Origin of the sequence: Paenibacillus shenyangensis (assembly GCF_000346635.1) — a bacterium.
Taxonomy (GTDB): Bacteria; Bacillota; Bacilli; order Paenibacillales; family Paenibacillaceae; genus Saccharibacillus; species Saccharibacillus dauci.
Genome location: NZ_AOIG01000014.1, coordinates 20,105 through 42,021 on the forward strand (window position 1 = coordinate 20,105; position 21,917 = coordinate 42,021).

Consider the following 21,917-nt stretch of genomic DNA (forward strand, 5'->3'; position numbering starts at 1 on the left):
AAGGAGGGAATCACCATGAAGCAGCTTCAGCAGCGGATCGAGGAACATATTGAAGCCATCAGTGCCTTTACGGCTACACCGGGACAGGGAACGACGAGGCTTACGTACAGTCCGCAGGATATGCAGGCCCGAGAGTATATCAAGGCGCAGATGACCCGTTATGGACTGACAGTAAGAGAAGATGGAGTCGGCAATATTTTTGGCAGGCTGGAAGGTACACAGACAGATGCTCCGGCTGTAATGGTCGGATCGCATTTTGATTCGGTGCCTCATGGTGGCAGTTACGATGGTCCGGCTGGCGTGGTAGCAGGTCTGGAAGTGGCCGCCCTGTTTCAGGCAAATGGTGTGCAGCCAGTCTATCCGCTCGAAGTCATCGCCATGGTCGAAGAGGAGGGTGCCCGGTTCGCCGGTGGTCTTATGGGCTCACGCGCCATGCTGGGTATTCTGAGTGAACAAGCATTCAGCGAGCTGCAGGACAAGGATGGAATCACCACGATTCAGGCGATGGAGCAGGCCGGACTGGATACTTTGCTCCCGAGAATCCGTGATCCGCGTACGATTCGTGCCTTTCTTGAACTGCATATTGAGCAGGGACCGATTCTGGAGGAGAAAGATATCCCTATCGGTATCGTCGAAGCGATTGTCGGACTGGCCCAGCTGGAGATTACCGTGCAGGGTCAGGCAGGACATGCCGGTACGACGCCTATGGATCGGCGTGCAGATGCACTGGTCGCCGCAGCTGGTATAATCGCCGCACTGCCGGGTATTGCCGTAGAAACCGGGGATGGATCGGTTATTACAACAGGCAAGCTGAATGTGTGGCCGGGCGGCGCCAATGTGATCCCGGACAAAGTAGTATTTACCGTGGATCTGCGCTCCGGACGTGAAGAAAATGTACAGACTCTGATCCGCCGGACAGAAGAACTGGCTGCTTCCTATATAAGAGAAGGAATCACCGTATCGGTGCAGCAGCAGCTATATATGAAACCCAAAGCGATGAATGAACATATCCGCTCCCTGCTCCGGGAAAAAAGCGAACAGCTTGGCATTATTCACTGCCCGATCAACAGCGGTGCCGGTCATGACGCGATGGTGTTCGCGGATGTGACCGACGTAGGGATGCTGTTCATCCCGAGCCGTAACGGTCTTAGCCACTGCCCGGAGGAATGGTCGGATGCAGCGGATATTGCAAGAGCAGTGCAGATTTTCTACGAAACGATCAAATCGCTGACGGAGGTGGACGATCATGAGTGAAGTACAGACCTTGCCAACCGATATTTTGAACGCCCGAATCAAGGAAAGCATAACTGCTTCCGGTGAAGAACTGATCCGGCTACGCCGTCATCTGCACAGCCAGCCCGAGCTATCCTGGGAAGAAGTCAATACAACCGCATTCGTCTGCAGTTATCTGGATGAACTGGGCATCCGCTATCGCAAGACGACACCGACTGGAGTCATCGCAGAGATTCAGGGCGGTAAGCCGGGCAAAACTGTAGCCCTGCGAGCCGATATGGATGCGCTATCGGTCGAGCAAATCGATAAGCAGCTACCCTATGCTTCGCAGGAAGAAGGCAAAATGCACGCCTGCGGACATGATGCCCATACCTCCATGCTGCTTGTGGCTGCGCGGGCGCTGAATGAGATCAAAGCAGAACTGCCGGGTACGGTGAGACTTATTTTCCAACCGGCAGAGGAAGTCGCCCAGGGAGCACGGGAGATGGTGCGTCAGGGGGCGGTAGAAGGCGTGGATAATGTATTCGGCATTCATATCTGGTCGCAGATGCCTACCCATACGGTAGCTTGTAGTCCGGGCCCATCCTTTGCTTCGGCGGATCTGTTCACCGTGACATTCCAGGGACGTGGCGGACATGGAGCGATGCCGCAGGATTGTATTGATACGGCGATTGTGGCTTCTTCCTTTGTCATGAATGTGCAGTCGATTGTCTCCCGTACGGTAGCGCCAAGACAGCCTGCAGTGGTAACGGTAGGGAAAATGACGGTAGGTACAAGGTTTAATATCATCGCCGAACATGCCGTGATCGAAGGCACGGTGCGCTGCTTTGACCCGGCGACCCGCGATCATATCGAGCAGCAGTTGCAGCATTATGCCGATCAGGTAGCTGCACTGTATGGAGCTAAGGCTCAGCTGGATTACGTACGCGGCACCCAGGCCGTCATTAATGAGGAAAGCAGTGCACGGCTGGTCCAACAGGTTGCTGCTGCGGCCTTTGGAGAACAGGTGTTGTATGAAGAAGAACCGACAATGGGCGGCGAGGACTTCAGCTTTTATCTGGATGAGGTACCTGGCAGCTTTGCACTGGTCGGCAGCGGCAATGCCGACAAGGATACACAGTGGGCGCATCATCATGGGAAGTTTAATATTGATGAAGATGCTCTGGCGACTGGAGCAGAGCTGTATGCGCAGTATGCATGGGCGTATTTAAATCGGTGATTATGGAAATATCGGTATACTTTTATAGACGTACTATTTCATAGCGATTAGACAGATATGAGAAAAGCCGCTCATTGTATGTAAAATGAACAGCTTTTCTCATATTGATTTAATTATCGTAGCCAAGATATCTTCAGTGTTTATATGCAATAAACTTTAACTGATCCGGCTTAAATCGTTGACTTGCTGAGTCGTAACGATATGTAATCTTCACCTCACCTGCAAACATAGCAACATGGTAATTACCGCTCACGGTAGCAGTCAATTGGTGATTCTGAATCGAATAGATGCGGATCGATCCATATCTTAGCTGATCAAAGTAAGCATCGTCTTCTGCCGGATAAGTAACTGTGTATTTCTTGCCGTGGATATCTACTGTAATATTTAGCCTGTCACCTTGCTTCTGGATCGTGGAATTGGTCTCCTGCTCGGCGACTTGGACAGCCTCGGGTACTGGAATTTCTGTCAGATCCGATGTCCGGATCACATGAACATCGTACGTATCCAGCTCTGTCCCCCGCCCGGTATTGATCGTAATTACTGCTTCCTCCTGCTGATCGCCAGTCAGATCGGTATACATAACCTGCAGAGGGGTACCGGTATCGATAGCTTCCCAGTTCCATGCTTTTTGCTTGCCATGAATGTCCAGCAGTATGCGTGTAACGGTACCTTTGCTTTCCTGAAGGGCATAGAGCTTCACCTCTTTGTTCGGAGAAGCTCCGATAAGCCGGTGTTTTACTGGATGCGAAGACACAGTATCTATTTGAGTATCGGTAAGTGCTTCTGTAATAGGACTGACTACACGGGCTTTATTTGTGCTGCATCCTGACAGCAGCAGAACTCCAGCTAATACAAGGCTGACGAATGGCTTCTTCAATGATATGTACTCCTTTCGATTAAGAGCTGTTGTCCATTGTAACAGAATGAATGCACATAATATTTACATAATAGAAATATATTGTTAGTTAAAATATACAGATAACGTTCTACGCCACAGCAAAGGACTTGCCGAATGCCTTGAGCAGGCAGCAAGTCCTTGTTAATTTGCAATCCCATATTCAAATGAAAATCCCCAGCCATACCGCTCCACCTACAGCGAGCAGCAGCAGCTTTTTCTCGCAGTTCGTAACTTGCTCCGGATCGCGTACATCCATCCGGCAGATCCAGTACACCGATAGAGCGACCATCACAGCGATACCGGCGGCTCCCCATAATCGTCCTGTTCCCAGTAACCAGATGACACAGAGTGCGATCAGTCCCAGATAGACCAGCGCAGGCAGCCTACTGTAGCCGATTCCCCACCGGTCTGCTGCCCAGACGACACTGGTGCGTTTGACCGGAGTAGCCTGGCGATCGGCGTCCACGTCCGGGATATGGTGCACCATGACCCAGGCCACACAGTAAAGCGCATTAATCAGCGCATTCTGTACGGCCCACTGCGGGAATGTACCGAGCATCAGCCAGGCACCGCCGAGTCCCAGGAAAAAGGTGGACGGGAACGTGCTCAGCCATTCTCCAGCCAGGGGAGCATAACTGAAACGCAGCGGAGGCAGCGAATAGGAGACCGCGCCCCATATTCCGATGAGCAGCAGGGCGGCCAGTGCGTAATGACCGAACAAGGCAATGATCGCTGCAGCTGCTACAAGCACAATCGTAAGGCCGATACCAAATCGGTGCAGGGCAGCGGGAGAAATGCGTCCTTCCTGAATCACCCGGCTGCCGCCGGATAGCATAGCCGGACTGAGCTGATCGGTCCCGGACAGATAATCGGCGTAATCGTTCAGCGCATGGGTCAGTACACCATGGATCAGAATACAGCCAATCAGCAGCAGCAACGCAGTTGTCACAAGCGAGGAGACCGACAATTCATAATAGACAGCCAGCGGGAACACGCCGGAGAAAATAATCGCCACACTGGAACAGAGCACCGCCGCCGGACGCAGCAGTTTGAGGCTGTTCTTCAGTGTAAAAGCGCGCAGAATCGAATCGCTCAACATATTCACTCCTTCAGGGTATCACACGGATAGGTCATTCTATGTAACGACCGCAGCGCAAGAGAACGATGCGGCTATAATGGTTCGATGTCGTAGGCTACTATATACTACACAGCCAGACAACCGTGGAACCATACATCGCAAAAAGAATACCCAAAACATTGTCAGCCGCACCTTACTGTGGGAAAATAGACAAATCTGACAACGAAATGGAGAAGTGAAGGTATGACGGATTTACCGAACTGCCCGGAATGCAATTCCGCGTATACGTATGAGGATGGCAATCTGCTGATCTGCCCGGAGTGTGCCCACGAATGGACACCGGGTGAAGATGTGGACAGCACGGAAGATGCACTCGTGGTACGGGATGCCAACGGTAATATTTTGCAGGATGGCGATGCTGTAACGGTGATCAAGGATCTCAAGGTCAAAGGCAGTTCCTCTGTACTCAAAATCGGTACCCGCGTTAAAAGTATCCGTCTGGTAGATGGCGACCATAACATCGACTGCAAAATCGACGGATTCGGTGCCATGAAGCTCAAATCGGAATTTGTAAAAAAGAATTAATATGTCCTTTAAAGACACAGTGCAGATACGCGGCTGTGTCTTTTTCATACATAACTTCCCATACCAGTACACAATAAGGATGCCTATAGCAGAAAGAATATACAGCAGGACCAAATAGCAGAGTGACATTGTACGGATGCTGTCTATTTTCAAAATAACAGGGGGCGTATTCCATCTTATTAGCGAAAAGAACAGCTTGGCGAAAGAAACAGCGATTATTACATAATGCTTGCAATATACCGAAAAATAGTTTTAAATAAAGATAATATAATATTTTGATTTAAAGATATTTTTGGAATACTGCTTGCCAAGTATGCAGTATACTCCATACGGTCAATAATAAGCACAATAAATATATCAAACCCAACAACGATACGACAGCATATAACGTGATGTTATAACAGCAAACGGCGGCTTGCTGAAAACAGCAAACGGCGGCTTGCTGAAAAACAGCAAACGATGGCTTGCTAACATAGCAAAGCCCACCCAATAGGAGGATATAATCATGGAAATCGGAATCAGTACATTTGTAGAGACCACACCGGATACAGAGACAGGAAAGACAATCAGCCACGCCGAGCGTATTCGTCAGGTCGTAGACGAGATTGTACTCGCGGATAAAGTAGGACTGGATATCTTTGGCGTAGGTGAGCATCACCGTGTCGATTATGCAGCATCCGCTCCAGCGGTCATTCTCGCCGCAGCGGCTTCACAGACCGAACGCATTCGCCTGACCAGTGCAGTAACCGTATTGTCTTCGGCGGACCCGGTACGTGTATTTCAGGAATTCGCTACACTGGATGCGATCTCCAACGGACGAGCAGAGATTATGGCAGGCCGTGGCTCCTTTATCGAATCTTTCCCACTATTCGGTTATGATCTGGATGATTATGATGCCTTGTTTGACGAGAAGCTGGAACTGCTGCTGAAGATTCGTGATTCGGAGAAAGTCACCTGGGAAGGTGGTCATCGTCCGGCCATCAACAATCTGGGTATCTATCCGCGTCCGGTTCAAGAGCCACTACCGGTCTGGATCGGCAGCGGTGGCAATACGGAATCGGTTGTGCGTGCAGGCCTGCTCGGACTGCCGCTCGTACTGGCGATTATCGGCGGTCGTCCGGCACAGTTTGCTCCGCTCGTAGAGCTGTATTACAAAGCTGCCGCTCATGCCGGACATGATGCTTCCAAGCTGAGCGTCGCTTCCCACTCGCACGGCTTTATCGCGGATACCACCGAGATGGCGGCCGATAAATTCTTCCCGTCTACCCAGGCGAGCATGAATGTACTGGGACGCGAGCGCGGCTGGGGACCGTATACACGTGCCAGCTTTGACGCTGCCCGCAGTCTGGAAGGCGCCCTCTATGTAGGCGATCCGGAGACCGTAGCCACCAAGATTATCAACCTGCGCAAACAGGTAGGCATCACCCGCTTCATGCTGCATACACCGGTCGGCACCATGTCCAATCATGACGATGTGCTGCGCGCTGTTGAACTGCTGGGCAAAGAAGTCGCTCCACGGGTACGCGAAGAAGTAGCCCGCTGGGAAGCGGAAAATGGCGAGTAATAAAGCCGGCATCCAATCGATTTCACTTCTAGACTCATCCATGCTCAGACGCCTTCATAATCGTTAAGGTGAAATGGAATGTTACGGTTTGATACAGGATCTGCAGTGCCATAATATGAATGACAAATTAACAGACAACCAAATCAATAGCGGACTGTCGCTATACTATAATCTGCCCAAAGAACCGGATGCTGAACAAGCTGTTCCGGTTCTTTTTGGCATTCCTGTATCCGGTTCTTTTATAGATTTTTATATTTGGAAAATAATATAATGAGAGTATAAGCAGCCAACAACTTATGCAAGCGAGCATGTAGGTTTTACATATCCATCTGAAAGGATGAGCTGGCCATGAACATCGACAAGAGTATGATTATAAAGAATATCAAAGCTTTGGGAATGTTGCTCCTGATCATCGCTGCTATCTGGTCTGTATTCACGATCACCCTATCGATTATTCAGGATCGAATGACGAACAAAGTAATGACCTACCTGGTACAGGAGAGAGGCTACAAAGAGTCACAAATCGCCGAAATAGAAACATCGGGTATTAGTAAAGCTCCGGTTATGTCGACTATGGTAATGTTTCGCGGGGAGCCCAATGCCATGTATTTTTACAAAATCGAAGAAGGAAAAGTCGTGCAGTATAGTCAGGCTCCCGCAATCTATGATTTCAAGCAGAAGTATATCCACTCCGAGCATCCTGATAACTTTTAAGAAGGCGCTATAGGATGTAAGGGACAAAATGCTGCACAGGAAAACCGCACAAAAGACGACAGATAAGTCGGAAGAGGATTATTTCCAATATCCCGTTCATGGATTTCCAGCGTGAACCGGATTAGATACTGTTATTCCTGTGGAGAGTGGATACCATTAATTCAGCCCGCCAACGCAAAAAGCCTGATCCTCTCAAGGAAGACCAGGCTTTATTCGTATAGTTAGAACTTGGAAGGATACTTCTTCACAATGGCTTCAGACAGCGTATTGCCAGTCATCCACATATGATTGTAGCCGGTACGCAGTGCTTCATACGATTTGGCATAACCACCTGCATGATAGGAATCAAAAGCAGTGATCACATGAGCACCGTGCATCGCATTCGCCTGATACGTTTTGGTTTTGTTCAGCGGCAGACGGCCAGTCTGGAAAGCGGTCAGCTCGGCGACAAACTTGCCAAGATCTTTTTTGGCAGCAGCACGTCCAGCCTGATCGTTATTCATGGTAGCTGTCATGTAGTCCTGGTAGTCACGGATATGACGATTCCAGAGACTGTTGAATGTGGCTGCGGCATTGGAGCCGAATAGACGCTGGTGAGTATTGGTCAGTGCCTGGGTGTTGCGGTCCAGAGCGGCTTTGACACTGGCCAGATCCGGTGCATTGTCATTGCCTTTTTGCAGCATCAGTACGGACAGAATGGCGTGTTCGCCAAGAGCTTCACCGACCTGCTGACGGAAATAAGCAGCTTCGGTCTGAGTCGTGCTGCGTTTGTAACGGGATGGATAACGCTCGGCAATATCTGTCGCCATAGAAGCCCCGATCATCGTAGCACGTGCATAGGCACTATGTGCTGCCGAGTAAGTCGTTCCATATTTCCCCTCTGCATAGGATGTAAAGGACTGCAGCAGATACGTATCATGAGCCTGCAGATTTTTGAGCAGCTTGGTCTCATTGATATTCGGATTCTGCGTGTTCATGGCAGTGACCATGGCATTTGTGCTGCTGTTCATGCCGGCTTGAGCGGCTTTGCGGGCATCTGCATTGTTATCGCGCGTCGCAGTCACATAGTCCATAAAGTATTGAATATGTCTTTTCCACTGATCCTTGATCTTGGATGCTGCGGCATCCGTGTAAGTACTGGACAGAAGTGCTGCGATACTGTTGGTGTTGGCATTGAGGGCTGCCATAGCCTGCGGCAGATCCTTGGACTGGTTGAACTGCTGTTGCATCGCGATAACCATCATATAGCTGTGCTCGCCATATACTTTGGCCATGGTCGCGCGCAGATCTGCGGCTGGTGTCGCTGTTGTAGGACGGGCTGCATCCGCCGTTTTGAAAGCGATTGCAGGAGAAATCGCAAGTGCCAGGCAGAGCAGGAGAAGAACCGTTAACCGAGACTTTCTTTTCATTCTATTCGCCCCTTTTGAGAGATTATGCGTTCCAAGACTTTATAAAGAAAAATTACTATTTTGAACCACAAATAATGGAAGGTGAAGAATTATTTTCTGAATAGTAGAGCTTATAAGACAGATATGAAGCGAAAAGGTTAAATAAAAGCCACTCTCCAGGATAGAGAATGGCTTTGAGCCTGCGTATAAATAAGGATTACAGGAAAATCAGAATACACAGAGCAAGCAGCAGACAATAGGCCGAGAAGTAGACCAGCTTGCCATTTTTCATAATATTAATAAACCATTTAAGAGCATAAAAAGAAGCTACAAAGGAAGCGACAAACGCTACAGCATACGACACAATCAATACCGGTGTCCATTCCATGGCGAGCAGGTCTGGCAGTTCCAGAATAGCCCCACCCAGGCTAATCGGTATGTATAAAAGAAAAGAAAAACGCAGCGCCGTCTCCTGCTTCATTCCAATCAGCATCGCGGTTACGATGGTAGCTCCAGAGCGACTGATCCCGGGTATGAGCGCTACTGCTTGACCAAGACCAACAATAATCGCATCTTTCCAGGACAGTTGGGCATCATTTTTTCGCCCTCGCATATTGCGTATAACAAAAAGAGCAATCGCAGTGACAGCCAGACTATAGCCTACAATATGTACACCTTTGAGATGTTCGCTAATATAGTCGTTAAACAGTACACCGATGACCCCGGCTGGAATAGTACCGAGAACCAGATAGATCACAAACAAAAAATCGCTTTTCTGCTCTGTGCGCTGTTCATTGTCCGTAGAAGCCTGTCGGGTGATATAGGCCCAGGTCGAACGAATTAAACGGCGTATATCTTCGCGGAAAACAATCAGAACAGCAAGCAATGAAGCCGTATTAACGAATGTCTCAAAGCTGAGCCCTTCAATTTCAAGTCCCAGAAGCTTCTGTACCAGCACCACGTGTCCACTGGAAGAAATGGGGATAGGTTCGGTAAATCCCTGCAATGCGCCAAGAAACAAATACTTGAGTACGGTTAAAATAAAGTCCATAATAACTCCTCTCCGGTTAAAGTGGCAAACAGTTGAACTGCTTTCTCTGTGTACGCAGGCAGCTGGTAACCCTCCTATACTGTACAGGAGATGATTTGGAACAATCAACTTTAATGGATATCTGCCTGATTTGTAAACGGGATGGGGGCATGCTATCGTATAGAGCAGAGTGATGAACATTCAATTTTATCTGCGGGGTGTATTTATGAAAGCGCTATTTATTGGAGGAACAGGAACGATCAGCGATGCGATTACGCGTCAGCTGCTGGAACAGGGACATGAATTGTATTTGCTCAACCGGGGCAGTCGTAATGATAATCTGCCGGAGAATGCACATATACTGCAAGCCGATATCAATGATGAGGAAAAGGTGGCCGGTCTGATCGCCGACCTGGAATTCGATGTGGTCGCTGACTTTATCGCCTTTGTGCCAGAGCATCTGGAGCGGGATTACCGGCTGTTCAACGGCAAGACCAAACAGTTTATCTTTATCAGCTCGGCTTCGGCGTATCAATCGCCGCCGTCAGATTATCGGATTACGGAAGGTACGCCGCTGGCGAATCCATTCTGGGAATACTCGCGCAACAAGATTGCCTGTGAAGACTATCTGATGAAGCAATACCGGGAGCAGGGCTTCCCGATCACGATTGTGCGCCCGAGCCATACGTACAGTGAACGCTCCATTCCACTGGGTGTGCATGGCAGCAAAGGAAGCTGGCAGGTCGTTCGCCGGATGCTGGACAATAAACCGGTCATTATTCATGGAGATGGTACATCGCTGTGGACACTCACACACAGTGAAGACTTTGCCAAAGGATTCATCGGACTGATGGGCAATATCCATGCGCTTGGAGAGTCGGTGCATATTACATCCGACGAATCCGTCACCTGGAATCAGATTCATGAGGTGATCGCCAGTGTAGTAGGTGTACGCCTGAATGCAGTACATGTGGCGTCCGAGTTCCTCGATGCTTGCAGTCCGGAAGATTACCGGGGCAGCCTGCTCGGAGACAAGGCCAATACCGTCGTATTCGACAACACCAAGCTGAAGCGTCTGGTGCCGGAATTCGTGGCCACGATTCGCGTAGATCAGGGTATCCGTCGTACCGTGCAGCATATTCTGGAACATCCGGAGCTGCAGCAGGAAGATCCCGAGTTCGATGCCTGGTGCGACCGTGTGGTCGATGCACTGGATCAGGCGACAGCACAGATCAAAAGCGGGAAATAAAGCTGCAAGTAACGCAGCCGCAAATATAAGTATGGGCAGCAGTTCACGATCAAGTGGACTGCTGTTTTTTTGTGACGATATCGAGTAGGCTAAACTTTTTTTGCCAAAGGATGTAACCTTTTAGGTAGTCCATTTATCTAATTGTGTGATTTTAGGCTGTTTTACTTTTGATAGACAGTCCACAGCAGTCCAGTCGATAGCAAAGAAGGTGAATCTCCTATTGGATATACAACAGCAAGTCGAGCATGCCAGAAATGGTGACCATCGTGCATTTCTCCAATTAATGAAGCATATGGAAGGACGACTATACCGGATCGCGCATGCTATGGTCAAACGCCAGGAAGATATTGTAGATGTGATGCAGGAGACGATTATTAGCGCGTATGAAGCATTGCCCCAGCTGCGGGAGAGTCATTTTTTCGAGACATGGGTGATTCGCATTCTGATCAATCAATGCAATCTAACCCTGCGCAAGCGCAAGCAGATTATTCCTTTTTCCGAGATCAGACAGTCTACTCCGCCCCACACTGCCTACGATTCGGTCGATATCCGTCAGGTAGTGGATCAGCTGGAAGAGGACAAGCGGCAGCTGATTATTCTGCATTATTTTCAGGATATTCCGCTCAAGCAGGTGGCCGAGATTCTGGATATTTCGGAAAGTACGGCCAAAACCCGGCTCCACCGGACACGCAAACTATTATCCCGCTGGATCGAAGATCAGGAAGAAGGGGGGCATACCCATGAAAAACGATAAGCTGGACGAATGGCTGCGCAGTGGTGCGGAGCAGACAGAGAATGATTCGATTCCACCGGATATACAGTCTCGCCTCCAGCTCGTGTATGACGCTATCGAACAGGGGCAGACAGGACAAGGTATCCGGGAGAATCTGTCCCGAGATCCCCAGGAGGAACAAGCAGCAGCTGTTCCGGACACGATGGAGGTACAGCCTGTCGTCAAGCGCAAGTCCCGCAATATGCTGCGTTATGGCATGACAGCGGCCGCGATGCTGATCGGTATAGGCGGTACACTCGGGTCCGGTTATTTCTCGGCTGATATGGCCCATACACTCAAGCAATTGCCAGGCGTACCTGCTGTCTACCAGCTGACCTCGCATCTGGGCTGGGTTACCGCCGATGAGCGGGAGAGCGAACCAGATCCTCTGAGTATAGAGCAGCAGGGTGTCACGATGACAATGGAATCGGTCGTATATGATGGCAGAAAAGTATACCTTGAACTGAAGCAGCAGCATGATACGCAGAAACAGCCTGTTCAGGACGTGGAAATCTACATTAATGGCAAGTCAGCCGCTTCTGCCAAAGAACAAGGGAGGATCCAGGCACAACATCATAGCGAACGTACGGATCAATATCGTCTGTATTTGAATCTCGATCCCCAAGTATTATTTGGTCTGCCTGATGGGATTGTTTCCAATGAGCCGTCGGATATAGAGCTTTCTCAAATGCCTGCACAATTGAATATGCAAATCCGGGTCAGTCTGAAACAGAATCCGAATTCTCCGTTTATTTATAATGTAAATGTACAAAAGCAGGCTCAAACTGCAAGGTATATTCTGAAAAAGAAAGCTTCTCTATCCGAAAATCTAGCGGTTAGAACCGTTGAAGCGGACGTCACACCGGCAACAACCTATGTAGATCTGAAGATCGACGGGTTTGACAAGTGGCATCATCGATATGAAGGAGGCGGGGTTCATTTTATTCTGCTCGATGCGCTGAATCGTCCGTACCATCCTTTGGCGGATTCGGGAGAGCCTGCCACTCCACATATGGAATACAGCAGTCTGCCTGATGATGCCGGTGATCTCACACTGATCCCGTATACGTTTAACCTGGAGCCGATATCCCGCAAATACCCGGTTCCGATCAAGAACGAGCCAACTGATGATCATCCCATCGAACTGGATATGGGAACAACCGGAAAAGTGAAAATCATGGAGAGAACGTCTACAGACAATGAGATTACTTTGCGCATACAGCCAGGCGAAGCATATCAGGCCTATATGGTCGCTTATAGCTTGTGGTATGGCGATCAGAAGATGCATGAAGCAAGAGGACGCCCGGCTCAGATCATTCCTGACTCTGCTCATGCAGGACAATATCTCATCACGTATGACAAAACGAAGCTGAAACCGGGTGATCGATTGTGTTATTACGTGAGCAATATGCGTTACCTGGGAGAGATTCCTCTTACCCGAGTTACCAAGTAGCGTTTGCTTATGAAGCTATGTGGTAACAACGAGGTAGTCTCCAAAAGATAGAGACATTGTATGAATTGCTTGATCTTTGTATAGCAAAAAGGCGCAGAATTATTCTCTGTGCCTTTTTGCTATGCATTGTTTATTCAGCTGAATAAGATTGACTGCAGACAAGCTCAATCCAGTATTTTCTGGCGAAGCAGTGTTATTGCCTGCTCAATCTGTACCTTCTCTGCATCAGACAATGCTGCGGTCCGCTGAGCAAAGCGTTCTCGGACCGTCTGGAAAATATCGTTCATCAGCGCGCTGCCTTGATCGGACAAGCGGATCAGCTGCTTGCGCCGATCCTGGGGGTTAGTGACTTTTTCACATAATCCTTTATCGGTGAGCTTGCGCACTTCACGGCTGGTATTGGGCATGGACATATGGATACATTCGCTGATCTCACTCAGCGTTATCGGCTGACTGACCATCAGGTACTCCATAATTTTATATTGAGCCGGTGTCAGTTCGCCGGTAGGGATATCGCGAGTCATCTCGCTGCTCATCTGATGTACAGATGCAATAAAACCGACAAACTGCTGGAATAAATCATTGGTTTTCATTTCTTCACCTCGTCTTCCAAGATAGCAAAATGATTATCATAAAACAATTATCATTTGACAACTAAAATGATATCCTCTACTATTTAATTATCAAATGATAACTAAATGGAGAGTGAATGTATGAGTACACTGCTGATTTACACCCATCCCAATCACCAGAGTCTGAATTATGCCATGATGCAGCAGGCTATTCGAGGTATCCGGGATCATCATCCCGACGAAGAGATTCAGATTATTGATTTGTATGCAGATGAATTCAACCCGGCTTTGGTATTCAATGAACACAAGCAGCGCCGGGATATGCATATCGATCCCGAGCTGAATACCTACCGGGAACAGATCCTGTGGGCAGATCGGATCGTATTCGTCTACCCGATCTGGTGGGGACGTCCACCAGCGATGCTGCTGGGATTTATCGATCGTATGATGGCGTCCGGTTTTGCCTACGTTTATCGCAAAAAAGGAGATTTAACACCGGAAGGACTACTGAAAGGTAAGTCAGTGGTGTGCATTTCCACCATGCAGGGACCCGCAGGCTATTTGCAGTTATGGCTGAATAATGCGCACCGTGTACTGATGCGCAGGGCTTTATTTAACTATATAGGTATCCGGCAGGTGAAATTCTTTGAGTTTGGCAGTATGGAGAGTCCCAAAGGCAAGCATGAACGTAAGCTGAACAAGGTCTACCATTATTTCCGCACAGCCCACTAAAGCAATGACAGAATCAGGATATTGATACTCCTCTACTATTCGTTATGCTAAGATAAAGTATACCTTGGCATGACGGAATGACTCGGATTATTAATAGAAGCAAGGGGGAAGAAGACATCGGCAGGCCAGCTATATAGCCTGTCCGTGTCTTCGCAGAATATGGCATCAGATCTTCCATTAACCAAAGAAAATATTCTCGATGCGGCAGAACAGGTACTTCGCCGCTACGGCCCGGATAAAACATCGGTCGTCGATGTGGCACGGGTGCTCAAAGTCAGTCACGGCACCATTTACCGGCATTACCCGAGTAAGGCGGCACTGCGTGAAGCAGTAACCGAGCGCTGGCTGCATACCCTCTCCGATCCACTGGAGAGAATTGCCAGGGAGACTGGCGGAAGCGAGCTGCAGCGGCTGCGTCACTGGTATGATACGCTGATCCAAAACAAGCGCAGATATGCGGTAGAAGATGCCGAGATGTTCGCGATGTATGCAGCGGTATCCGCGAAGCCGATCCCGATTATTACAGAACATATCCGGGAAATGAACGAGCAGATCGCCAGCATTCTTCGCCGGGGCATGGACAGTGGGGAGATCGCAGCAGGCGACCCGGCCATCACAGCCCGTGCGCTGTTCAATGCAACATCCTATTTTCATCATCCGGCTCATGCGGCCGAATGGGTAAATGAAGAGATTGACCGGTATTTCGATGAAGTATGGATGCTGCTCTGCCAGGGTGTGCAGACTTCGTCGTAATGTTGAAATAGGCTGGGACAACCACATGGCACTGTACACAGCCAAGCGGATGGGGCGCAATTGTGTGCAAGTGTACGGATAATTGAATAGACCCGCTTGCCTATAAACAAAAATAAAAAGAATTCTTAATATCAGATAGTATTCCCCAGAGGTAAACAGTAAAAAGATCTCATCGCGTCTCGAGGTTAATACTAAATACCGAGGGGATTTTTTATTAAATGCCAGCTTTGAAGCAGTATTCCAAACCAACTTATCTGAAGAAGAAAAATTTATTTTCTGTACTCAATTGTGGTAAAGCCATACTGCCTGACCAAAGCCATAATTATAAAGGAATAGCTAAAACGCTCCAGGTGACTACAATTACCAACATCAAAAGAGAAAATGAAAAGCGTCTATGACAAACTCAATCTGTAGAAAAACGAGGCTGGATCTTGGTGTACGATTTGATTGATCAATCAGCAAAAATGGCATAAAATCAGACAGGATTAAACATAAGAAAATTAAAATTCAAAAGGTGATACTATAATGAAAAAATCAATTAAACGCACACTTCCGCTGATCGTTGCAGCAGCGCTCGTCAGCACAGCAATTCCACCCGTGGCATCGCAAGCTCATGCCGCTGCAGAGATTCGTGTAGCAATCAATGCAGGAACCGTCACATTCCCAGATCAAAAGCCGATCATGAATAACAACCGTGTACTCATTCCGACCCGCTTTGTCGCAGAATCGCTTGGCGGCAATGTGTCTTATGTAAGTAGCACCAAGACCGTGACGATCAAACAAGGTTCAAAAACGATTGTACTGAAAGCAGGTAACTCCAATGTTACGGTGGACGGTCGCACAGTAAAACTGGATGTACCGGCTAGAATCGTCAACAAGCGTGTGATGGTTCCTCTGCGTTTTGTATCCGAAGCTATGGGTGCTAATGTAGATTGGCAGCAGCAAAACAACCTGGTGGCAATTACCACTGGATCAAATATACCTACGCCAACTCAGCCACCATTTGATAGCTCCAGTAACTTCCAGTTCGATCCGGAATTCAGTTCGATCGCTAAAACACTATTTAGTAGCATGACTGAAGCTAACGGTGAGGTTACATTTACTCTTCCGAAAGGTGCTACAGCTAACTACTATCCCGGCAATGGCGGGCTAATTAAATTAACATCTGGTAAAAAATATACCTACAAAGTTGGTAAAGGTAATGGGTCTGTAATCATTTCTTATGTAGATCCAACAAAAGTAAAACCTGACGCTCCTAAGCAAAAAGAAACCTACGTTATCTTTTTTGATGCATCCCGGTATATAGTTAAAAATGGTACAAATAACTATAGTACTGACAAAGCGATCGTAGTTTCAAATGTTGTCGTCAACAATAGAATCGTCGATAAAATTGGCACCATCGATGAAGTGAAAAAACTGGCTCAAAACCTGTAACATATCAAACCTAAAGACACTTCGCATGTATTTGCGAATATGAACAAAATAAAGTTTGCACGTATTCAAAAGAAAACACCTGTTCAATATTACAGTTCGAGTATTCAAAAAAGGAAAAATCCCAACATAAACTAAACGACCTTTCCTCAAAAGATTTCTGAGAAAAGGTCGTTATTTAATTCTATGGTTTTTCAAATGATTTATTTGTCGCTGTATAACTAAACAGGACTATGGTTCACTCATCTATTTAACAGGATCATACCACCTGTTAAAAGCCTGATTTCTTACTGCGCGTAATCCCCGTTATAACTCACCAGCACAACATCCGATACGCCGCTCACATTGGACAGCTCATTAATAAACTGTGTATTATCCGGATCGGCCAGACGAATCTCGACAGTCATCTCGGTAATGTTTTTGCGAACGGTTTTGGATTTCAGTACATACTTCAGCTTGCGCAGGGCAATCTTGACCGGCTCGGCTGCGGATTCGTCATAGTGAATCACGAGCAGATACGGTGCCTCGCCGTTCTGGCGACGGGACATAAAGAAAATCACGAGCGTAATAACAATCGAACCTACGATAGCAAAAGCATACAGCGTCGCGCCAGTCGCGATACCAGCGGAAATCGCCCAGAACATAAACATGATGTCCATCGGGTCCTTGACCGCGGTCCGGAAACGGACGATACTCAGCGCGCCGACCATCCCCAGGGACAGCACGATATTGCTGCTGATCGTCATAATGATCAGTGAGGTAATAATCGTCATCAGTACAAAGGATACATTGTAGTTATGACTGTAGACCACGCCACGATAGCACTTGCGGTATACCCAGTAGATGAGCATTCCGATCGCAAACGCGATCAGCAGGCTCCAGAACATTTCGATAAAAGAGACCTGGTTGAATGAATCCAGCTGCAGGAAGCTCTTTTTGATTACATCACTAAAATTGGTCGTTTCGTTCATGTTGCTATTTGTCCCCTTCCAGGCGGTCAGCCCGTAAACACTTTTTGTTTTTCTTTACATAGTACATATTTGGAAATGGTGGAGCGGTTATGTGAAGACAGCTGAATCAGATGCTTGATAAAATCCGGCAGGAACTGATTGTATTTCACTTCGAGAATCTGGCGCGGACCATCGATCGACTCCAGTGTCACCAGATCCGGATCGAAGATGTCAAAAGACTGCACACCGGCCTGCAGCTGCTTGTCGAACGTTATCCGTACATCGCTCACCGGGTAGATATAGGCTTCGCGGATATAATCGACGACGACAGAAGGCTTGAGCTGCGCATGCAGCATATCGTAATAGAATTCACGCATCAGCAGATCGCCGGACTCCAGCAGGAACTTCGATTCTCCTGCCATAAGCGAGTCGAACTGCGCCCGGTTCAGTGACGCGGATTCCTTGGCTGTGAACTCGTTGAATTTGCTTTTGCGCTCCAGTTTGATCACGGCATCACTGCGATTGTAGATGCGGATCCGGTACTTTTTACGCTGGAAAGCGCCGTTATTTTTATCAAATAAGGCGGTTTCGTTGATATTGTCAAAATACAGGCTGCGGATATGGTAACCTTCATTGCCAATCGAGTTGCGATCCAGCCGCATCACGGTAGCGACCCGGCGCCGTAGCGCTTCGTATTCGTTGGGAGCAATATAGTATTTCAGCTCATGCCGCAGCCGTTTATTGGCGAACTTCATGGTTGTCCTCTTTTCTGTTCACTGGCATTCAGGGAATATACAAGGATTTGACGCCAAAATGCGCAATGTTGTCGATATCGGTGTATTGATCATAAGGTGTCATGGTATGGCCGGATGTATCCTCTACAGTAACCGTCCAGAAATATTGGCCGGACGACAGACTGTTCATGCTGGCTGTCGTCTCGCTGCCGACCTGCTTATCCAGCAGCGGAGCCGCCATATCCGGTGTACGAGAGACGAGAATATGATAGCTTAGCGCTTCTCCCTGCAGATCGTAAGAAGGTTCCCATTGGAAGGTCAGCTGATCCTGCTGCACTCGCGGCTCGAGCAGCCGGAAAGGCATCGGACGCTCCAGACTCTCGCGGTACAGGGTATTGCTGCTTTCGCTCCAGGCAGGCAGCTGCTTCAGCTCCTGCTCGCGATCGCTGATCCTGCCAGGCAGATAGCCGGGATCACTGGACTGCAGCACCGCTGCATCCGCAATCTGACGGTAGCCGGCGATCATCTGGGCAGTCTGCGCTGGTGTAATAATTTTGCGGAACTGATCTATTTTGGCGGTCAACAGCCGCACATGGTCCGGGTTCTGGAAATAACGCCGTACCAGCTGGTTGTCCCAGTAGCTGGCGATCCCGTGCTGCCACGGTGCCCGCTGGTTGATCGTTGTACCGGACAGCTGTCCTTTGCCCCAGGCGCTGTCGTAATCCCATGGAATAAAGAACCATTTGCGGGATTCGGTCGGCGAGTAGAGCAGGTAATTCTCCGAGGAGGTGGAGTCGTTATCCATCAGGATATTGACAGCCATCCAGCTCAGGAAGTTATTCTGGTCAAAGTAGCGGTCGAATACACTGTCAAATTGACTTGGACTGCTGGCATTCACATCATCCAGCATCTGCAGCAGTTTCTGGTGATCTTTGCTGCCTTTGACCTGGAGAATGTCCTGGAACTGATGCTTGTCAAAGGAAGGATCATCTTCCAGCTTGAGGGCTTCGGCATGACGGTCAAACTTGAAGTTTTTGGCTTTGTACAATCCGCCGCTGGAGTCGAGTCCATGTGTACGCAGGAACTTTTTGTTGGGCTGTTCCATCTGCGTATACAATCCGTAATCGACAAAGTCGGTACTAAAATCCTTTTCCTGCGTCAGATCTTTGACATGCAGCCGTACAAAAGAAGTCTGCATACTGACCATATCCGGCAGCCGGGTCATATAGTCAAAGCTGAGCCGGTTACGAAAACGGGTCAGATCATTAACCGACTTGATCAGATTAATGGTCGATTGATCACGCCATGCACCAGTTTGTCCATTCAGCTTGATCTTGTACGACTTTTGCGCGGAACGCAGAGAGTCGCTGCCCCGCAGGGAGATGGAGCTGTTGGACTGATAATCCGAGTAGCCGAACATGCCGTGTACCGGTCCGTCTGCGTTGCCTTCCTGGAAAATGGCATCCAGCGAGCGGTTATTCTCATCGTCCGGCTGGGAGACCTCGCTGAGCTGTTCCCAGCTGAGCGGGTGGTTGCGATCCAGATTCTGGTGCATGATCGTAATGTAGATATCGGTAATACCTGTACGGCTCTTGTCTTCATACAGGGCATGATTATCGCTGAGCGTGTCGCTTGAATAAGCTTCCTGCTGTACGCTCGTTGCCGGGTTCACGTCCCAGGGCAGCAGCCCTTTGGGAACGCTGCATCCAGTGAGCGTTAGAGGCAGCAGTGCAGCAGGTAACAGTAGACGCAGCAGCCAGCGGCCACCGGCCTGACGATGGTCTGCACCAGCCTCACGGAAGGAGTGCAGACGGGAGACGCGCTTATTTGACATAGAATTCACGCACTCCATAATGATTCACATTATTCAGATCTTCATAGATATCAAAAGCAGGCATGGCATGTCCCTGGCTGTCTTCCGCGAGTACACGCCAGTAATAACGGCCTGGAGTCAGTCCGTCCAGCTTCAGTTCGTTGACGGTAAGCTTCGATTCGTCCCGCAATGCATTGGTCATATCGGGCGTACGGGCAATAGTAAAGTGATACGTAATGTCATCTGCCTGCATGTCATAGGAGTTATCCCAGCGGAACGACAGATTGCTGTTCTGCTGCTGTACATCCCCCATAAAGAAAGGCATCGGATACTGGAGCATTTTCTCAAAGCGGGCGACTGATTCTTCGGGAATATCCATCAGATGGTTCACTTCGCCGCTATACTCTTCAATAGGCTCTGGCAGATTGCCCAGATCGGGTAGCTGATACACATACTTTTCTGTAATATTGCGATACTTGTCGACCTGCTTCTGGGTCTCTTCGCGGTTGATGATGCTTTGCAGCTCTTTGATCTTGGTCTGCAGAGCGGTCACATTGGCCGGATTTTTGAAAAAGCGGTTCTGCAGCTCACTGCCCCAATAGTTGGCAATCCCTGCTTTCCATGGAGCACGGCGAGATTCATCATCATCATAGAATCCCCAGGCACCGTCATAATCCCATGGCAGGAAATACCAGGTGTTGGAATTCAGCGGGGAGTAGAGCATAAAGTTCTGGGTCTGGGTATCGATATTATCGGTCAGAATATTGATGGCCATCCAGGTCAGGAAATTATCCCGGTCAAAATGCTGGTTGAATACCTCATCAAAATCCTTGGTCGAATCGTTCACATCATCCAGCATCTTGAGCAGCTTGGCATGATCATGATTGCCCTTGATCTCAAGAACCGATTCAAAGGCTGTCCGGTCAAAAGCAGGATCGCTCTCCAGCTTCAACTCCTGCTCATAACGATAGAACTCAAAATTGGATGCCTTGTATAATTGACCATTCGGATCGAGTCCGTGGGAGCGCAGGAACGTACGATTCGGCTGCTCTACCTGGGTGTACAGGCCATAATCCTGGTATCCGGCATCACTGCCAGCTGTCAGATCCCGTACATGCAGCTGCACATACTGGGTACGCAGGCTGACCATGTCCGGGATACGCTGCATCATATTGTAGCTGAGCATATTACGCATACGGGAAAAGTCATAGGCGCTTTTGACCAGATTGATCGTGGTCTGACTGCGCCATTCGCCCGCATCTTTGTACAGGTTAATCTTGTAGGATTTCTGGTTGGAGCTCAGGGTTGATTTACCACGCAGTTTGACCATGACGTTCGGCGCTTTGGTATTATAGCCAAATTTGCCGGCGACAGGTCCTGCGGCATCACCCTGCTGCAGAATGGCATTTACGCTTTTGTCGGGCGTATTGTCATCGGGCAGCTTGATCTCGTTCAGCTGTTTCCAGCTTTCCGGATGTACAGCGGTCAGATTGTCTTTGGTAATCGTCAGGTACATATGGATCACGCTATCCTGACTGTCGGTTTTGTAGACGCTCTGGTTATCTTCCAGCCGTGGATGGTAGTTGGCTACCGCTCCGGCTGCAGGGGTACTGGCGCTGGCGGCGGAGGTATCCTTCCGATCCTCGCACCCGGCCATAATCAGTACACCCAGTATTACGGTCAGCACTGCGGCTGCCTTCTGGTACATATTCATAACTGCCTCCGATCTTCTCATTCCGGGGCCGGGCT

Annotated in this window: 21 protein-coding genes; 12 read left to right on the top strand and 9 right to left on the bottom strand. The window is 48.8% G+C overall.

Going from position 1 to position 21,917, the window contains the following annotated elements; genetic code table 11:
• Positions 1 to 15 precede the first annotated feature (15 nt).
• Both H065_RS0112170 and H065_RS0112175 read left to right on the top strand, forming a co-directional pair.
• A complete protein-coding gene (locus H065_RS0112170) occupies positions 16 to 1,254 on the top strand; it encodes a Zn-dependent hydrolase (RefSeq protein WP_017813343.1) in 1,239 nt (412 codons plus the stop codon).
• Positions 1,247 to 2,452, top strand: coding sequence for an amidohydrolase (locus tag H065_RS0112175; RefSeq protein ID WP_017813344.1), 1,206 nt, complete (start codon positions 1,247 to 1,249; stop codon positions 2,450 to 2,452). The genes H065_RS0112170 and H065_RS0112175 overlap by 8 nt, the downstream gene beginning before the upstream one ends.
• 133 nt (positions 2,453 to 2,585) lie before the next feature.
• On the opposite strand, the gene H065_RS0112180 is transcribed toward H065_RS0112175, so the two are convergent.
• Positions 2,586 to 3,329, bottom strand: a complete 744-nt coding sequence (locus tag H065_RS0112180; RefSeq protein ID WP_017813345.1) for a hypothetical protein — start codon at positions 3,327 to 3,329, stop codon at positions 2,586 to 2,588.
• A gap of 181 nt (positions 3,330 to 3,510) precedes the next feature.
• Positions 3,511 to 4,449 (bottom strand): prenyltransferase, encoded by a 939-nt coding sequence (locus tag H065_RS0112185; protein WP_026136195.1) that lies wholly within the window; start codon positions 4,447 to 4,449, stop codon positions 3,511 to 3,513.
• Positions 4,450 to 4,671: 222 nt separating this feature from the next.
• Between H065_RS0112185 and H065_RS0112190 the strand changes: the two genes are divergently transcribed.
• The 4 genes from H065_RS0112190 to H065_RS25860 all read left to right on the top strand — a co-directional run bounded on the left by H065_RS0112190 (position 4,672) and on the right by H065_RS25860 (position 7,291).
• Positions 4,672 to 5,013: a zinc ribbon domain-containing protein YjdM gene (locus tag H065_RS0112190; RefSeq protein WP_017813347.1), complete on the top strand. Its 342-nt coding sequence runs from the start codon at positions 4,672 to 4,674 to the stop codon at positions 5,011 to 5,013.
• A gap of 505 nt (positions 5,014 to 5,518) precedes the next feature.
• Positions 5,519 to 6,577, top strand: a complete 1,059-nt coding sequence (locus tag H065_RS0112195; RefSeq protein WP_017813348.1) for an LLM class flavin-dependent oxidoreductase — start codon at positions 5,519 to 5,521, stop codon at positions 6,575 to 6,577.
• A 115-nt stretch (positions 6,578 to 6,692) separates the two neighbouring features.
• The gene (locus H065_RS27895; RefSeq protein ID WP_193746777.1) at positions 6,693 to 6,848 is read left to right on the top strand and encodes a hypothetical protein; all 156 of its coding nucleotides are present in this window, start codon (positions 6,693 to 6,695) and stop codon (positions 6,846 to 6,848) included.
• A 77-nt stretch (positions 6,849 to 6,925) separates the two neighbouring features.
• The gene (locus H065_RS25860; protein WP_017813350.1) at positions 6,926 to 7,291 is read left to right on the top strand and encodes a DUF3139 domain-containing protein; all 366 of its coding nucleotides are present in this window, start codon (positions 6,926 to 6,928) and stop codon (positions 7,289 to 7,291) included.
• A 221-nt stretch (positions 7,292 to 7,512) separates the two neighbouring features.
• Here the strand turns inward: H065_RS25860 and H065_RS0112210 are convergent, their stop codons facing one another.
• Positions 7,513 to 8,700, bottom strand: coding sequence for a hypothetical protein (locus H065_RS0112210; protein WP_017813351.1), 1,188 nt, complete (start codon positions 8,698 to 8,700; stop codon positions 7,513 to 7,515).
• A gap of 196 nt (positions 8,701 to 8,896) precedes the next feature.
• The gene (locus H065_RS0112215; RefSeq protein WP_017813352.1) at positions 8,897 to 9,730 is read right to left on the bottom strand and encodes an undecaprenyl-diphosphate phosphatase; all 834 of its coding nucleotides are present in this window, start codon (positions 9,728 to 9,730) and stop codon (positions 8,897 to 8,899) included.
• 205 nt (positions 9,731 to 9,935) lie between these two features.
• On the opposite strand from H065_RS0112215, the gene H065_RS0112220 reads away from it, so the two are divergent.
• The 3 genes from H065_RS0112220 to H065_RS0112230 all read left to right on the top strand — a co-directional run bounded on the left by H065_RS0112220 (position 9,936) and on the right by H065_RS0112230 (position 13,183).
• Positions 9,936 to 10,958 (top strand): SDR family oxidoreductase, encoded by a 1,023-nt coding sequence (locus tag H065_RS0112220; protein ID WP_026136196.1) that lies wholly within the window; start codon positions 9,936 to 9,938, stop codon positions 10,956 to 10,958.
• A 220-nt stretch (positions 10,959 to 11,178) separates the two neighbouring features.
• Positions 11,179 to 11,712, top strand: coding sequence for a sigma-70 family RNA polymerase sigma factor (locus H065_RS0112225; protein WP_017813354.1), 534 nt, complete (start codon positions 11,179 to 11,181; stop codon positions 11,710 to 11,712).
• Positions 11,699 to 13,183, top strand: coding sequence for a DUF4179 domain-containing protein (locus H065_RS0112230; protein ID WP_017813355.1), 1,485 nt, complete (start codon positions 11,699 to 11,701; stop codon positions 13,181 to 13,183). Before H065_RS0112225 ends, H065_RS0112230 begins: the two co-directional genes overlap by 14 nt.
• 164 nt (positions 13,184 to 13,347) lie before the next feature.
• On the opposite strand, the gene H065_RS0112235 is transcribed toward H065_RS0112230, so the two are convergent.
• The gene (locus H065_RS0112235) at positions 13,348 to 13,776 is read right to left on the bottom strand and encodes a MarR family winged helix-turn-helix transcriptional regulator (protein WP_017813356.1); all 429 of its coding nucleotides are present in this window, start codon (positions 13,774 to 13,776) and stop codon (positions 13,348 to 13,350) included.
• 120 nt (positions 13,777 to 13,896) lie between these two features.
• Between H065_RS0112235 and H065_RS0112240 the strand changes: the two genes are divergently transcribed.
• The 3 genes from H065_RS0112240 (at position 13,897) to H065_RS25865 (ending at position 16,674) form a co-directional block, all read left to right on the top strand.
• Complete coding sequence (locus H065_RS0112240; protein ID WP_017813357.1) at positions 13,897 to 14,487, top strand: NAD(P)H-dependent oxidoreductase; 591 nt, start codon at positions 13,897 to 13,899, stop codon at positions 14,485 to 14,487.
• Positions 14,488 to 14,646: 159 nt separating this feature from the next.
• Positions 14,647 to 15,240, top strand: a complete 594-nt coding sequence (locus H065_RS0112245) for a TetR/AcrR family transcriptional regulator (protein ID WP_036629904.1) — start codon at positions 14,647 to 14,649, stop codon at positions 15,238 to 15,240.
• Between the two features lie 525 nt (positions 15,241 to 15,765).
• On the top strand, positions 15,766 to 16,674 hold the full coding sequence (locus H065_RS25865; protein WP_017813360.1) for a copper amine oxidase N-terminal domain-containing protein: 909 nt from the start codon (positions 15,766 to 15,768) through the stop codon (positions 16,672 to 16,674).
• Positions 16,675 to 16,958: 284 nt separating this feature from the next.
• Here H065_RS25865 and H065_RS0112260 read toward each other — a convergent pair whose 3' ends face one another.
• The 4 genes from H065_RS0112260 to H065_RS0112275 are packed head-to-tail and all read right to left on the bottom strand — an operon-like array spanning position 16,959 to position 21,882.
• Positions 16,959 to 17,642 carry a DUF4956 domain-containing protein gene (locus H065_RS0112260; RefSeq protein WP_017813361.1) on the bottom strand — a complete coding sequence of 228 codons (684 nt, stop codon included), beginning with the start codon at positions 17,640 to 17,642 and terminating at the stop codon, positions 16,959 to 16,961.
• Between the two features lie 26 nt (positions 17,643 to 17,668).
• Positions 17,669 to 18,376, bottom strand: a complete 708-nt coding sequence (locus H065_RS0112265) for a polyphosphate polymerase domain-containing protein (RefSeq protein WP_017813362.1) — start codon at positions 18,374 to 18,376, stop codon at positions 17,669 to 17,671.
• A 28-nt stretch (positions 18,377 to 18,404) separates the two neighbouring features.
• Positions 18,405 to 20,189, bottom strand: a complete 1,785-nt coding sequence (locus H065_RS0112270; RefSeq protein ID WP_017813363.1) for a CotH kinase family protein — start codon at positions 20,187 to 20,189, stop codon at positions 18,405 to 18,407.
• A complete protein-coding gene (locus H065_RS0112275) occupies positions 20,179 to 21,882 on the bottom strand; it encodes a CotH kinase family protein (protein ID WP_017813364.1) in 1,704 nt (567 codons plus the stop codon). Before H065_RS0112275 ends, H065_RS0112270 begins: the two co-directional genes overlap by 11 nt.
• Positions 21,883 to 21,917 lie beyond the last annotated feature (35 nt).